The following is a 13659-nucleotide window of genomic DNA, read 5'->3' on the forward strand; positions in this document are numbered from 1 at the left end:
TTTCGAAAACCCCGGATTACGCTGCGCTCCATCCGGGCTACGAGTTGATCTCACCCCTCCTTGTTCGCCTGCATCGCGGTCTCGAACTTGTCGCCGAATTCCGTGAGCTCGTCGGCGCCGATGTCGCTGACGGCCCAGTAGTTCAGGCCGTGGTCGCTCCAGCGGCGGATGTTGAAGCCCTGCAGCGTCGAGATCTTCGCCGCATGGCGTTCGGTGTTCGCGGTCTGCGCCACGAACAAGTTGATGACGTGCTGGCGCCGCCGGTAGACCACGGCGCCGATCGCGCGCGCATCGACGTAATCGAGCCGGCCGCCGATCAGCGTAAAACCCTGCGCGGTGAGGTCGATCACCGGCGGCGAGACGTCGAGCTTGCCGTTGAACCACGGCTTCACGGTGTGCTGGTCGGTCGAGACCACGTCGATGAGGTGGCCGGCCTGCAGCGAGCGCAGATGCGCCGACACCACCTCGGCTTCGATGCGCTGTGCGTCGTCATTGCGCAGCACGATTGCGACGAGGCCGGTCGCGGCCATCGCCGACACCGCGGAGCCCATCGCGAAGCCGCGGAGCACGGAGCGGCGGCTCGGGGCGGCCTGTGGTTGCGGCAACGCCTTCTCGATCCTGCGGCGCAGCTCGAGCGGCGCCTTGTAGCGCAGGTCGGTCGCGGCCATCGCCTGGCTGATCTCGCGATACTCCTGCATCAGCTCAGCGCAATGCGGGCAACCTTCGATATGAGTTTCTACCTCGCGCGCATGGCCGGCATCGAGTTCGCCGTCGATCAGCGCGTGAAGCAGCACTTCAGCTTCCTCGCATGTCATTTCACTTGCTCCTGTTCCGCAAGCCAGGCCGTTCGCAGCATGGCGCGGGCGCGCGCGAGGCGGGACATCACGGTGCCCACAGGCACGGCGGCGACATCGGCGATCTCGCGATATGAAAGATTCTGGATTTCCCTGAGCACGAAAGTCTCGCGGAACGGCTCGGCGAGTGCGGCGATCAGCTTGCGCACGATGTCGCCGTCGAAACGTCTCAGCATCTGCCGTTCGGGGTTGTCAGGGGTTTCGTGCCACATCGGCGCCTGCTCGGCGCTCTCCGGCACCTCCTCGACGGCGGTGGGGGCGGTCTTGCGCCGCGCAAATTCGGCGCGGCAGACATTGCGCAGGATCGCGAACAGCCACGGTTTCATCGCCGGCCCCCGGTAGCTGTCGAAATGCTTGTAGGCGCGCAAGTAACAGTCCTGCACCGCATCCTCGGCGTCGGCTGCATCGCGCAACAGATAGCGCGCCAGTGTATAGGCATCGTCGAGATAGGGCAGCGCGGCCTCGCGGAAGCGCCGCGCCTTTTCGGGATCGTCTTGCGACGTATTGACGACCATCGTGTCCTGCCCGGCATGTCCTGAGACGGCTGGCGCCCGGCCGGCGGCGGAAGGCCACTGGCCGGGCATGGTTGTGATGATATGGCTGGACACGTTACCCAACCTTGACAGTGCCTGTCATGTGCGGATGCAGCGAACAGAAATACTTGTATTCGCCCGGGTCCGTGAAGGTGAACGAGAAGCTGCCGTCGGTATCCATCGTTTTCGACCGGAACTTGCCCGCGCACACCACGGTATGCGGGATGTCGTCGCGGTTGGTCCAGGTCACGGTGGTGCCGACCTTCACATTGAGCTGGGCCGGCTCGAACACGAAGTTGTCGATATGGACTGCAACGCCATCGGCTTTTGCCGCGGTGTCTTCGGCGCGGGCCATCGAGACAGGCAGGAGCATGGTCGCGACCACGGCAATGCCGAAGTCGCGGCGATTGATCGAACTCATGGCTCAGTCGTCCTTCTCTCAGCCCTGCAGCGGCGTGTCGATGATGGCGAGGCGCTCGGTGCCCTGCTTGAAGTTGATGTGGGCGACGCCGAGCATGCTGCGCAGCTTGGCATCCTCGACCTTCATCGGGCCGGGCGAGGGCGCAGCCCCGGGCGCGGGCTGCGGGAAGGCGGTGGAGCGCGCGGTGTGGAAGGTGACGTTGCCCTCGACCTTCTGCATCACCTGGTGGATGTGGCCGTTGAGCACGGTGACGGAGCCAAAACCCTTGACGTATTCCAGCGCGCGGCCGCCGTCCTCGGTGCCCCAGCCCCATTGCGGATACACCGTCCACAGCGGGATGTGGGCGAACAGCACGATCGGCGTCGATTTCGAGCGGCCCTTGAGGTCGTCCTCGAGCCATTCCAGTTGCTCGTTACCGAGATTGCCGAGGCCGCCGCCCTTGAGGTCGACGACGTTGACGAGGCCGACGAAGTGGACGCCGCCGGCATCGAAGGAATAATAGCCGGCGCCCTTGGTCCCCTTGCCATAGCGCTCCTTGTAGAGCTTGACCTCCTCGTCGATGAAGTCGTGCTCGCCGGGCACATAATGTACGTCGAGCTTGCTCTGCGAGATAATGCGGTCGGCATCGTCGAATTCCTTGGCTTTCGACAGATGCGTGATGTCGCCGGTATGGATCATGAAGGACGGCTTGATCGGCATCGCGCGGACCTGGTTGATGGCCTCTTCCAGCGTGCCGTTGGCGTTCGGATTTGCGGGCTTGTCGAAGCCGACATGGCTGTCGCTGATCTGCATGAACGTCATGCCGGCCGGCTCCGCGGCCGCGGCCGAGCCGACAATGCCGAGCGAATGCGGCACGCCGCCGGTGATTGTCCACAGCACGCCGGTGCCGGCCCAGGTCATGCATTCCAGCACCTTGCGCCGGCTGACGCCTTTGTCCTCATCGTGATGGTCGTGATCGTGTCCGCTCATGGCAAAGTCTCCCGTGGGGCCCAGAGATTGGGGTTTCCGGAGACGTTATTGGCGGGCGTGGGGGTTTATTCCCGCCGGCCGCGGGGAGGGCAGCGCGCGCGATGACGATTTCGTGAGGGGCGTTGCCAAATGAGGCACTCGCCGCTCCTGGCACGTCCCGGATTGCCTCCGGGTCCGACGGTGCCCCTCCGATTATGAACGGCTGCAACAAAGCTGTCGTGCAACCGTCAGCACAGTGTCAGCGGCCCGGCGTAAGGATGCCGGACTTTAATCGCCACACCGGGAGAGCGACATGAGCGACCACGCAGGCGTTGATCATCATCATAAGGCGGCCGAACATCACGAGCATGCTGCCAAGCATCACCGCGAAGCCGCCAAGCACCACGAGGCCGGCGATCACGACAAGGCGGCGCACCACGCCCACAGCGCCCACGGTCATGCCAGCCACGCCGAGCATCACCACACCGAGGCCAGCCGGCACCACGCCGAGCACCACGGTCACCATTGATTCGCTTCAGTACTGCGTGAGTGGCGTGCCGCCGTCCCCGCAAGGGGACGGCGTTTTCTTTGGTGTTCAACCGCCTCCGAAGGCGGCGTTAATCCGCCTGCGTGCTGAATGCCCTGAGCGCCTGTAGCAGGAGTTCCGGCGCCTCCTGCGCGACGCAATGTCCGACACCGTCGAATGTCCATCGGCTGGCGTGCGGCATCAGCGCTGCGGCGCGCGCGGCCATCTCCTGGTAGACCGGCGATGATTGCTCGGCGGTGGCGATGCAGACTGGGCAGTCGATGTCGGACAGCCACGCAAAGGGATTGCCGCGGGTGTCGCAAGTGTAGATCTGCTCCATGGCCTGGAAGATCGGCAGTAGCAGTGCGGACTCGATTTCGGGCGTGCAGTGCAGCCGCACGCGGCCATCGCCAAGCCGCTCAAATCCGTGATGCACATAGGCCCACAGCGATGGCTCGGTCCATGGCGCAAACGCAGGTGCGGTGCGTAGCCGCTGGAACAGGACCTCCGCGCTCTCGAATTCCGCCCGGCGGCGCAGCGCGCCCTGCACCGACGCTTCTGACATAGCGCTCAAGCCCTCGCTGCGCGGCGCGTGTGGATCCATCACCGTTGGCTCCATCACGAACAAGCGCGCAAAGCGTCCGGGCAGCAGCTTCGCCGCCAGCAGCAGGTCGGTGGCGCCGGCGCTGTGGCCGATGCCGTAGATGTCATGAAGATCGAGTTGATCGACAACTCTGCAAAGGTCCTCGGCGAAATCCTGGAAGTGAAAGCGGTCGGCTGATGGTTTGTGGCTCAGGCCATGACCGCGGCGGTCCAGTGCGTACACCGTGTAGTCGACGGCCAGTGCCTCCGCCACCTCGGTCCACACCTCGGCGACGAAGCCTGTGCCGTGCAGCAGTAGTACTGGCGGCCTGCCCGAAGCCGGCTCGCCCCACCGCGCCAAGGCGATCGGTGCACTCGCGTCACCAACGAACAGTCGTGTCGGGGGAGCCATCGGCTTGCTACCGCGCGTCCTGCAAGATCATCGCCGCCGCCTTCTCCGCGATCATCGCGGTCGGCGTGTTGGTGTTGCCCGAGGTGATGGTCGGCATCACAGAGGCATCGGCGATGCGCAGGCCGTCGAGGCCGTAGAAGCGCAGGCGCTCGTCGACCACGGCCATCGGATCGCTCGCGATCCCCATCTTCGCGGTGCCGACGGGGTGGAAGATCGTGGTGCCGATGTCGCCGGCGGCCTTCGCCAGCGACGCATCGTCGTCGCCGACGGAGGGACCGGGCAGGAACTCCTCGGGGTGATATTTTTCCAGCGCCGTCTGCTTCATCAGCCGCCGCGTGGTGCGGATCGCGTCGGCTGCGACCTGGCGGTCGTCGTCGGTAGATAGATAATTCGGCGCGATCGACGGCTTGTCGTCGAGTGCCGCCGAGCGGATCCGCACCGTGCCGCGCGAGGTCGGCTGCAGATTGCAGGCGCTCACCGTGATCGCGGGAAAACGATGCAAGGGATCGCCGAACTTGTCGAGCGACAGCGGCTGCACGTGGAACTGGATGTTGGCGCGCGACCGCGTGGAATCCGAGCGCGTGAAGATACCGAGCTGCGACGGCGCCATGGTCAGCGGACCGCGGCGGCGCAGCGCATAATCGAGGCCCATCAGGCCGCGGCGGATCAGATTGTAATAGGTCTCGTTCAGCGTCCGGACGCCTGACACCTTGTAGATCGCGCGCTGCTGCAGATGGTCCTGCAGATTGTGGCCGATGCCCTGGCGGTCGAGCACGATGTCGATGCCGAGCGGCGACAGCCATTCGGACGGGCCGATGCCGGAGCGGTGCAGCACCTGGGTCGATCCGATCGAACCGGCGCAGAGGATCACTTCACCCTTGGCGCGGGCCTCGATCGTCTCGTTGCCCTGCCGGAACTCGACGCCGGTGGCGCGGCCGCTCTCAATCACCAAGCGGTCGACCAGCACATTGGTCTCGAGCCGCAGATTGGCGCGGTTCAGCACCGGCTTGAGGAAGCCGCGCGCCGACGACCAGCGCCGGCCGCGCTTCTGGTTGACGTGGAAATAGCTGGTGCCTTCGTTGTCGCCGGTGTTGAAATCGCCGATGCGCTTGATGCCCATCTCTTCCGCGGCATCGCCGACCGCGTCGAGGATTTTCCACGACAATCGCGGCGCCTCGATGCGCCAGCCGCCACCGGCACCATGATGCTCGCTTTCGCCAAGGAAGTGGTCCTCCAGCCGCTTGAACGCCGGCAGCACGTCGCTGTAGCTCCAGCCGGTGAGGCCGAGCTGGCGCCAGTGATCGTAATCCGCGGGCTGGCCGCGCATCGAGATCATGGCATTGATCGCCGACGAGCCGCCGATCACCTTACCCCGCGGATAGGCGAGCGCGCGGCCGTTGAGGCCGGGCTCGGCCTCGGTCTTGAACATCCAGTCCGAGCGCGGATTGCCGATCGCGAAGAGATAGCCGACCGGGATGTGAAACCAGATCCAGTTGTCGTTGCCGCCGGCTTCGAGAAGCAGCACGCGCTTCTTCGGATCGGCGGACAGGCGGTTGGCCATGATGCAGCCTGCCGTGCCTGCGCCGACGATAATGTAGTCGAAATCACCCTCGAGCCTTCGCGGCATGGTCGTTTCCCGGCAGTCGTCCTTGTTGGGTCCGTATTAGTCAGACGCGGCCCGCCGGGACAAGCCCGGCGCCAGAGGCAGGGCGGTACCGCTTGGGGGCTGTTGGGTGGACCGGCCCTTGCATGCTAGACAGGCTCTAGCAGTCCAACCCCTGAGGCCAGAATTCCCATGCCCATCGTCAACCGCGTCGCCGATCTGCAACCCGACATCCAGGCCTGGCGCCGCGACATCCATGAAAACCCCGAATTGCTCTACGATGTGCACCGCACTGCATCATTCGTGGCCGATCGTCTGCGGGAGTTCGGCTGCGACGAGGTCGTGACCGGGCTCGGCAAGACCGGGGTGGTCGGCGTCATCAAGGGCAAGAAGCCGGCCGGCAGCGGCGACATCAAGGTGATCGGCCTGCGCGCCGACATGGACGCCCTGCCGATCCATGAAGAGACCAACCTGCCTTACGCCTCCAAGACGCCGGGCAAGATGCACGCCTGCGGCCATGACGGCCACACCGCGATGCTGCTCGGCGCCGCGCGCTATCTCGCCGAGACCCGGAACTTCGCCGGTACCACGGTGGTGATCTTCCAGCCGGCCGAAGAGGGCGGGGCAGGTGCGGCCGCCATGATCAAGGACGGCCTGATGGACCGCTTTGGCATCGAGCAGGTCTACGGCATGCACAACGGCCCGGGGATTCCGATCGGCTCGTTCGCGATCCGCTCCGGCCCGATCATGGCTGCGACCGACGAGGTTAACATCAGCATCGAAGGGCTCGGCGGCCACGCCGCGCGTCCGCACAAATGCATCGATTCCGTGATGGTCGGCGCGCAACTCATCACGGCGCTGCAGTCGGTGGTGTCGCGCAGCGTCGATCCGCTCGACTCCGCCGTGATCTCGATCTGCGAATTCCACGCCGGCAACGCCCGCAACGTGATCCCGCAGACCGCGGAATTGCGCGGCACCGTGCGGACGCTGACCCCGGAAGTCCGGCAACTGATCGAGAAGCGCGTCGGCGAAGTGGTCAAGGGCGTAGCCCTGCTGACCGGCGCCAGGATCGATCTCACCTACAAGCGCGGCTATCCCGTCACCGTCAACCACCGCTCGCAGACCGAATTCGCGACCCGCATCGCCAAGGACGTCGCCGGCGAGGCCAATGTGCACGAAATGCCGCCGCTGATGGGCGGCGAGGATTTTTCCTACATGCTGGAAGCGCGGCCCGGCGCCTTCATCTTCTGCGGCAACGGCGACAGCGCCGGCCTGCATCACCCCGCCTACAATTTCAACGACGAGGCGATCGTTTACGGCAGCTCCTACTTCGTCAAGATCGTGGAGAACGCGCTGGCGGCGTGAGGCCGGCACTACGGCCTGACCGCAAGCTGACACGTCTCATCTCGTGATCAGGCCGTTGATCTTCTGTAGCGCAGCCACATTGTCCTCGGAGCAGGGGATGTTTGAATTGGCGCTCAGCGCGTCATGGATGAACTGGCGCGCCATTCCCGAGAGCGCCCAGTCCATCGGGGGCTCGAAGGGCTTGCCGTCCACCTTGCCGTTGCACAGCATGACCGCGATAAATTCGTGGGGGACGTCCGCCGGAAGCGGTGGGGTTTTCTTGAACACCTCCATGATGTGAGCCTCATGTGCCGTTCGGCTGGCGAACAGCCCTTCCAACGGCGCGATCACCTCGTTGAGGAACGGCGCGCCTTGGCTCCTTTGTTTGGGTTGCTCTGGCGTCCGCGCCGATGTGGCTGCCGGCTTTGCCGGCGCGCCCGCGGCTGGAACGCTACCCGTGACGGGTTGCTGGGCCAGCGGACGGGCGTCGGCGGTGGCCTCCTCATAGCCGATGAACACGAAGATGAAGTGGAGCTTGTCGTCCCTGGCGTCCGGCAGCGCCACGATCGCCTGTGCAAGTTCTGAAAGGGTGGCGACACCGGCGGCGTCGAAATAGCCGCCGTCGAGCAGATGTTCCTGGAGCAGATCTTCCTGAGGGACGCTCTTGGCATGCGGCAGCGTGCCGGCCGGGCTGATCCATGGGAATCGGGCTCCATTGCTGATGGCCGTGGACATCTCGATATCGTGCCCGAAGATCGTGTGGAAATCGTCCGCGTCGACGGCCTTTTCGAGATCGACCGTGCTGGTCAGGATGCGCCGGCCGGTCTCTTGGCTCGCGCCGTTGACGATCAGGATCGGACGCCACGGTTGGTCCGCCTGAGGGCGGAGCGTGAGGAACGGCTGCTGCAGCAGATCTTTGCAGTTCGCTGTTTTGGCAGGACAGGAGTTGTTCCATCCGACCTCCCAGGCGCGTTCGAGCGCTTCGGCGCGATCCGGCAGGAACGCGCGCGGCAGGAAGCGTTGCAACAGGTCGGGGAACAACGTGCCGGCGAGTGTCGGGCTCAGCGCGTCCTGGCTGGTGAAGGTGGGCAATGTCTTTGCCAGCGTGGCGGATGTGACGGCCGGCTCGACATGCAGCATCGCCGAGTAGCCGACGGTGCCGACGCTGCCGCCCGACACCGAGCTGATGGCGAACAGGTGGGTTGCGAACTTGCCGTCGCTCTGCGCATGCAGCGCACTCAGCACCTCGGCAGTCCAGTCGCCGGCGCGCGATGCGCCGCCTTCGGATGCGACCAGCACCATCGGGCGCTTGCCGTCTTTCGCAACGGGCTGTCCCGATTTCCAGAGTGCATAGGCGTCCGCGAGGTTAAGACGCTGAGCGACGGCGAGCGGCCCCGGTCCACGCTCGAAGGCGCGCCCGCCGACCTCGTGATTGTCCATCCAGAGGCTGAACAAGGCCGCCGCCAGCAGGAAGCTGCCCACGATCGGCAGACGAAGTCCGGTTCCGCTCTGGATTGCGATGATCATCGGCGGGATGATCAGGCCGAGCCCGACAAAGACGACCGCAGGCGCGCCGAGTGCATGGCCGAACGCCACGGGTGCGAGACTGACGACCGCCATCAGCACCGCCGCAAGGGCCAGGCAGACGATCACCCACCAGCGCGCGAAGCTGATCCGTCCCGCAACGCGCATTTTCTTGGTCCAGTCCTCGCGCTTGATCAGCAGGATCAGGAAGATCGCGGCGACGACGACCAGAATGATCGGCAGGCCTGGCTTGAACTGCGGATTCCGATAGAGCGCGATGAAGATCAGGACGAAGGGAGCAATGCCAAGGACGCGCGGTCCCCATTCCAAAAGCCGCCTTGGACGCCAGGTGCTGCGGTCGGTTCCATAGTTGAAGTCGATCAACAGTCTTGGCCAGAGCCAGGATTGAATGCCGAGGAACAGTAGTCCGAGAACGAACGCGAAGAGCTGGCTTGTCGACGCATCATGAAGCGTATCGTCGCCGACCGAGCGGACCAGGTCGACGCCTTGCGGCAGCAAGGCCAGGATCAGGCAGGCGCCGGGCACGAGGATCGCCAGCGTGCCGACGCCTCGCGTCATGTCGAAGGTGCGATGGATCAGCCGCCAGCGCCCGGTGAGCCCCTTGAACGCATCGGGATCGGCGTCGGCCTGGCTCGGCGCGATGCCGCCGCGGTCGGCGGTGACGCTGACGGAGCCTGAGTTGTTGCCATAGAGATCGTCGCGGTCGTTCGCGAACAGGATGAGGTTGCCGGATGTCGCAAGAGTGTGGGTGCAGCCGCGCCCGATCGCAAACCGTTCGCCGGTGCCCTCGACCTCGCCACACAGGCAGAACCAGTTCTCGTCGGCAAAGCGCGGCCGGATCCGGATGATATCGGCGAAGAAGTTGCGATATCCGTCCGGGCCGCAACTGATCCACCAGTCCTTCCAGCGGCCGGTGGCGCTGAACGAGATCACGTCGCCGGTCTGGACCGGCGTGAGCGGCGTGCTCTTGCTTTCAGCGGGGACATCGATGGTGATGGGCCATCCGGCTGGCGCTGGAGGCTGGGGGGCAAGGGGCTGAATTGGAGCCTGAACGGGGATCGTCATGAAATCATCCCGGCGCAACAATGAACGGCATTTGCAAAATATGACCCTGAAAAAGCCGGCGCTGCCGCGAGACAGGGCCGTGGGTCGGGCCGCATTATAGATCAATGTCGGCGAAAATACAATCTTAGGATGTGTTGCGTCCCCGCCGTCTGCAATGGTCGATCGGCGCGGTTGGCAGGGCGGCGAGGAGCTGCGCTACCCGACAAGTAAAAAAGGCCCGCACCTGACGTGCGGGCCTTTCCGTTTGGTGCTGCGGCGCCGAAAGCGTCAGCGTTAGAACAGGTGGTAGAACACGAAGTACAGCGAGCCCGAGAGGATCATCGCGGCCGGCAGGGTCAGCACCCAGGCCATCGCGATGTTGCGGATCGTCGACCATTGCAGCCCTGAGCCGTTGGCGGCCATGGTGCCGGCGATGCCGGACGAGAGCACGTGCGTGGTCGAGACCGGCATTCCGAAACCGTCGGCCGCCGCAATCGTCGCGGCCGCTGTGATCTCCGCGCAGGCGCCCTGCGCGTAGGTCAGGTGGGTCTTGCCGATCTTCTCGCCGACGGTGACGACGATGCGCTTCCAGCCGACCATGGTGCCGAGGCCGAGCGCAATGGCGACGGCGAACTTCACCCAGCTCGGGATGAACTTCGTCGCAGCATCGAGCGAGCCCTTGTACTCGTTCAGCGTGGTGACGTCGGCGGTGGAGAGCTCGGATTCCTTGTCCTTCATCAGGATGCGGATCGCCTCGGAGGCCAGGTACATGTCGTTGCGGGTGTTGCCGACCGTGTCAGCCGGGAACTTGGCCAGCGAGCCATACTGGGTGACCTGCTGTCCGATGTCGCGAACCAGCACCGCCAGCGACGGATAGGTGCCTTCGTTGATCTGGTGCTGCGAGACATAGTTGGTCACGGCCGGGCGTGGGTTGCCGAGCACGTTGTAGCCGGCGGCCTTGCCTTCAATGACCTTGCTGGCCGAGGTCGAATGCGTGGTGAACGCTGCGATCGCGCTGTCGGGCAGCGCGCGGTTGAGCGCATAGGCGGTCGGTACGGTGCCGATCAGGATCAGCATGATCAGGCCCATGCCCTTCTGGCCGTCATTGGAGCCGTGGAAGAAGCTGACCAGCGTGCAGGTGAGGATCAGGATGCCCCGGATCCACCAAGGCGGCGGCTGGTCGCCGACCGGCTCGCCGAACAGAGCGGGCGTTGCGCGCGCCAGCACGGCCTTGAGGATGTAGAGCAGGCCCGCGGCCAGCACGAAGCCGAACAGCGGCGAGAGCAGCAGCGCCTTGGCGATACCGGCCGCCTGGGTCCAGTCCACGCCGGAGGTGCCGTCACGGCCGCGCAGCAGCGCGTTGGCGATGCCGACACCCATGATCGATCCGATCAGGGTGTGCGAGCTCGAGGCCGGCAGCCCGAGCCACCAGGTGCCGAGGTTCCAGATGATGGCGGCGATCAACAGCGCGAACACCATCGCGAAGCCCGCGCTCGAGCCAACCTGCAGGATCAGTTCGACCGGAAGCAGCGAGACGATGCCGAACGCGACCGCGCCAGAGGAGAGCAGCACGCCGAACAGGTTGAACATGCCCGACCAGACCACGGCGATGTGTGCCGGCAGCGAGCGGGTGTAGATCACGGTGGCGACCGCATTGGCGGTGTCGTGGAAGCCGTTGACGAATTCGAAGCCGAGCGCGATCAGCAGGGCAACGAACAGCATGAGATAGGGCAGCAACGACGTGACGCGCGTGCCGGTGGCATCGACGTCGGCATAAATGCTGTAGGCGACGAACAACAGGGCGGCCGCGACCACTCCCAAATAGATTACGCCGGTCAATGGATGAAAGCCCTTGTCGAGCTCCGGGCCTTTTTTCAAGGCGGGCTCGATCGAGCCGGGTAACGCCATATCGCTCATGGTAAACTCCTGTCCCAATGGCCCCGACTTTGATCGATGCATGTGACAGGCAATTGAAATCCGGCCGGTAAAAGCGATCCGTCCCCAGTTTGCGACCCGTTTTTGTGCAGTGCAGCTGAATGGCCGGCCCTTGGAGGCTCCGGACGGCAATCGTCAGCAACGAACGCTGCCGATCTCTGGGAATTTGAGTTGGAGGGCCGCCAGGTCGAGGTCGCGCGCCGCACGATTGGGGCTAGTCGAATCGTGCAGCGCGCCGACCTCAGGGAACGTCATGGCGTGAACATGACGCCCAATGCCTGCGGAACACGTGACCGTACCACAGATCAATTCAAGGTTGTAGGTGTTTATCAACTGTTTCAATGCATTTCACATCAACGTGTTGCTGGAATTCCAGTGACGTGTTGCCGTAGTCCCACAGGCTTGCGGGAACTCAGGCGGCGTGTGCCGAGCGGCGCAACAAGGAGCCTGCGATTTTCAGGTCGTCGACAAATCGCTGGTATTCCCGTGCCTTGGCATCTTCGTCCGGCAACCGCAGCAGATAGGATGGATGCACGGTGACCAGCACCTTGGTGCCGTCGTGATCGATCAGGCGGCCACGGTTCTTGTTCACCGGTGTGATCTTGCCGAACACGCTTTGGGCGGCGGTGGCGCCGAGCGCCACCACGAGTTCCGGCTGGATCGCGGCAAGTTCACGCTCGTACCATTGCCGGCAGGCGCGGATTTCGGGTGTGTTCGGCTTCTGGTGCAGCCGGATCTTGCCGCGCGGCACGAATTTGAAATGCTTCACCGCGTTGGTGACGTAGACCTTGGCCCGCGCGATCCCGGCGTCCGCCAGCGCGCGATCGAGCATCTCGCCGGCCGGGCCGACGAACGGCCTGCCGGCCAAATCTTCCTTGTCGCCGGGCTGCTCGCCGACCAGCATGACCGAGGCGGTTTGCGGACCTTCGCCGAACACGGTCCGGGTGGCGTCCTTCCAGAGCGGGCAGGCGCGGCAGCCGGCGGCCTGTTCGCGCAACGCCGCGATCGTGTCGTGAGCATCTCCGCGGACCATCGGCGTGTCCTGCTGTCGCTCGGGTGTGTGCGGTTCGCTCGCCACGTTCTTGATGAAGCCACCCGTCATCCGCATTGCGTCTTCGAGTAAAGGCCTAATGATCGAGTCCTCGGGCAGGTTCCTCCAATAGGAGTGCTGTGCCTCCATCACCTTCAGCCGCGCCGGATTGAAGATGCCGGTGTAATGACGTCGCCACGTTTCCTCGAGCCGGTCCTCCGCCGGCACCTCGGATTTGTCGATGCCTGACGTGATCGAGATCGCGTGGCCATCCCAATGCGCTGACACGTCGGGGGTCAGGATCGACCACGGCATGTCGGCGAAGCGGCTGGCGAAGAAGGGCGCGGCGGCCTCGACGATGCGATGCTCGGGCTCGAACCAGGCGACGTAACGCGCCTTCTGCTCGCGGCCGATTTCACGGAAGCGGAGATGCGCGTGCATCCGGTCGATGTCGCGATAGACCGCGCGCGCCATCGCATTGACCTCGGCGACATCAAGGTCGGTCGTGGTGCCGAGCAGATCGTGATGGCTGCGCAGCCGCCATAACAGGCGATAAAGCAGGGCGAAACGGTCGCCATTGCGATGCAGGATCGCGGTCCTTGCCAGCTTGACGAATGTGGCTGACACGTTGAAGGCCGCATGCGGCGCATCGGGCAGGTCGTTCGCGCTGAATCCGTTCACGCTGGATGCCGCGAATAGTTCGGCCGCATTGCGCACCGTCCACGTGACATCAGCCGGCTTCACGTCATTCAATGCCAATCGCCGCGCGGCTTTGCGCCAGCCGTCGAAATCGGTGTCGTTGTCGAGCATCATGATGTGCATGCGATTTGCTCCGTTTCCGTCATGCCGCCGCTATTTCAGGGTTCACGCGCCTGGTGAGGC

General features: G+C 64.6%; 11 protein-coding genes. 1 reads left to right on the forward strand and 10 read right to left on the reverse strand.

Annotated elements, in window-relative coordinates; translation table 11 throughout:
* Positions 1–50: 50 nt before the first annotated feature.
* From UP10_RS00280 to UP10_RS00310, 7 genes are all read right to left on the reverse strand, one after another.
* On the reverse strand, positions 51–815 hold the full coding sequence (locus UP10_RS00280; protein ID WP_044585459.1) for an anti-sigma factor family protein: 765 nt from the start codon (positions 813–815) through the stop codon (positions 51–53).
* A complete protein-coding gene (locus tag UP10_RS00285; RefSeq protein ID WP_044585574.1) occupies positions 812–1369 on the reverse strand; it encodes a sigma-70 family RNA polymerase sigma factor in 558 nt (185 codons plus the stop codon). The genes UP10_RS00280 and UP10_RS00285 overlap by 4 nt, the downstream gene beginning before the upstream one ends.
* Positions 1370–1463: 94 nt before the next feature.
* Positions 1464–1808: a cupredoxin domain-containing protein gene (locus UP10_RS00290; protein ID WP_044585460.1), complete on the reverse strand. Its 345-nt coding sequence runs from the start codon at positions 1806–1808 to the stop codon at positions 1464–1466.
* Between the two features lie 18 nt (positions 1809–1826).
* Positions 1827–2777 carry a metallophosphoesterase family protein gene (locus UP10_RS00295; RefSeq protein ID WP_044537283.1) on the reverse strand — a complete coding sequence of 317 codons (951 nt, stop codon included), beginning with the start codon at positions 2775–2777 and terminating at the stop codon, positions 1827–1829.
* Between the two features lie 238 nt (positions 2778–3015).
* The gene (locus tag UP10_RS43850; RefSeq protein ID WP_044585461.1) at positions 3016–3282 is read right to left on the reverse strand and encodes a hypothetical protein; all 267 of its coding nucleotides are present in this window, start codon (positions 3280–3282) and stop codon (positions 3016–3018) included.
* Between the two features lie 91 nt (positions 3283–3373).
* On the reverse strand, positions 3374–4276 hold the full coding sequence (locus UP10_RS00305; RefSeq protein WP_044585462.1) for an alpha/beta fold hydrolase: 903 nt from the start codon (positions 4274–4276) through the stop codon (positions 3374–3376).
* 7 nt (positions 4277–4283) lie between these two features.
* The gene (locus UP10_RS00310; protein ID WP_044585463.1) at positions 4284–5903 is read right to left on the reverse strand and encodes a GMC family oxidoreductase; all 1620 of its coding nucleotides are present in this window, start codon (positions 5901–5903) and stop codon (positions 4284–4286) included.
* A 168-nt stretch (positions 5904–6071) separates the two neighbouring features.
* Here UP10_RS00310 and UP10_RS00315 point away from each other — a divergent pair, with 168 nt between their 5' ends.
* Positions 6072–7244: a M20 aminoacylase family protein gene (locus UP10_RS00315; protein ID WP_044585464.1), complete on the forward strand. Its 1173-nt coding sequence runs from the start codon at positions 6072–6074 to the stop codon at positions 7242–7244.
* Positions 7245–7280: 36 nt separating this feature from the next.
* Here UP10_RS00315 and UP10_RS00320 read toward each other — a convergent pair whose 3' ends face one another.
* From UP10_RS00320 to UP10_RS00330, 3 genes are all read right to left on the reverse strand, one after another.
* On the reverse strand, positions 7281–9833 hold the full coding sequence (locus tag UP10_RS00320; protein WP_044585465.1) for a hypothetical protein: 2553 nt from the start codon (positions 9831–9833) through the stop codon (positions 7281–7283).
* A gap of 273 nt (positions 9834–10106) precedes the next feature.
* Complete coding sequence (locus UP10_RS00325; RefSeq protein WP_044585466.1) at positions 10107–11729, reverse strand: inorganic phosphate transporter; 1623 nt, start codon at positions 11727–11729, stop codon at positions 10107–10109.
* A gap of 430 nt (positions 11730–12159) precedes the next feature.
* Entirely contained in the window at positions 12160–13599 is a 1440-nt protein-coding gene (locus UP10_RS00330) for a UdgX family uracil-DNA binding protein (RefSeq protein ID WP_044585467.1), read from the reverse strand.
* Positions 13600–13659: the final 60 nt, after the last annotated feature.

It is taken from the genome of Bradyrhizobium sp. LTSPM299 (assembly GCF_000938235.1).
Classification (GTDB): Bacteria; Pseudomonadota; Alphaproteobacteria; order Rhizobiales; family Xanthobacteraceae; genus Bradyrhizobium.

Excerpts from the sequence above, each read along its gene's own strand:
- UP10_RS00280 (WP_044585459.1), bottom strand. The coding sequence starts at position 815 with ATGACATGCGAGGAAGCTGAAGTGCTGCTTCACGCGCTGATCGACGGC.
- UP10_RS00285 (WP_044585574.1), bottom strand. The coding sequence starts at position 1,369 with ATGGTCGTCAATACGTCGCAAGACGATCCCGAAAAGGCGCGGCGCTTC.
- UP10_RS00290 (WP_044585460.1), bottom strand. The coding sequence starts at position 1,808 with ATGAGTTCGATCAATCGCCGCGACTTCGGCATTGCCGTGGTCGCGACC.
- UP10_RS00295 (WP_044537283.1), bottom strand. The coding sequence starts at position 2,777 with ATGAGCGGACACGATCACGACCATCACGATGAGGACAAAGGCGTCAGC.
- UP10_RS43850 (WP_044585461.1), bottom strand. The coding sequence starts at position 3,282 with ATGGTGACCGTGGTGCTCGGCGTGGTGCCGGCTGGCCTCGGTGTGGTG.
- UP10_RS00305 (WP_044585462.1), bottom strand. The coding sequence starts at position 4,276 with ATGGCTCCCCCGACACGACTGTTCGTTGGTGACGCGAGTGCACCGATC.
- UP10_RS00310 (WP_044585463.1), bottom strand. The coding sequence starts at position 5,903 with ATGCCGCGAAGGCTCGAGGGTGATTTCGACTACATTATCGTCGGCGCA.
- UP10_RS00315 (WP_044585464.1), top strand. The coding sequence starts at position 6,072 with ATGCCCATCGTCAACCGCGTCGCCGATCTGCAACCCGACATCCAGGCC.
- UP10_RS00320 (WP_044585465.1), bottom strand. The coding sequence starts at position 9,833 with ATGACGATCCCCGTTCAGGCTCCAATTCAGCCCCTTGCCCCCCAGCCT.
- UP10_RS00325 (WP_044585466.1), bottom strand. The coding sequence starts at position 11,729 with ATGAGCGATATGGCGTTACCCGGCTCGATCGAGCCCGCCTTGAAAAAA.
- UP10_RS00330 (WP_044585467.1), bottom strand. The coding sequence starts at position 13,599 with ATGCACATCATGATGCTCGACAACGACACCGATTTCGACGGCTGGCGC.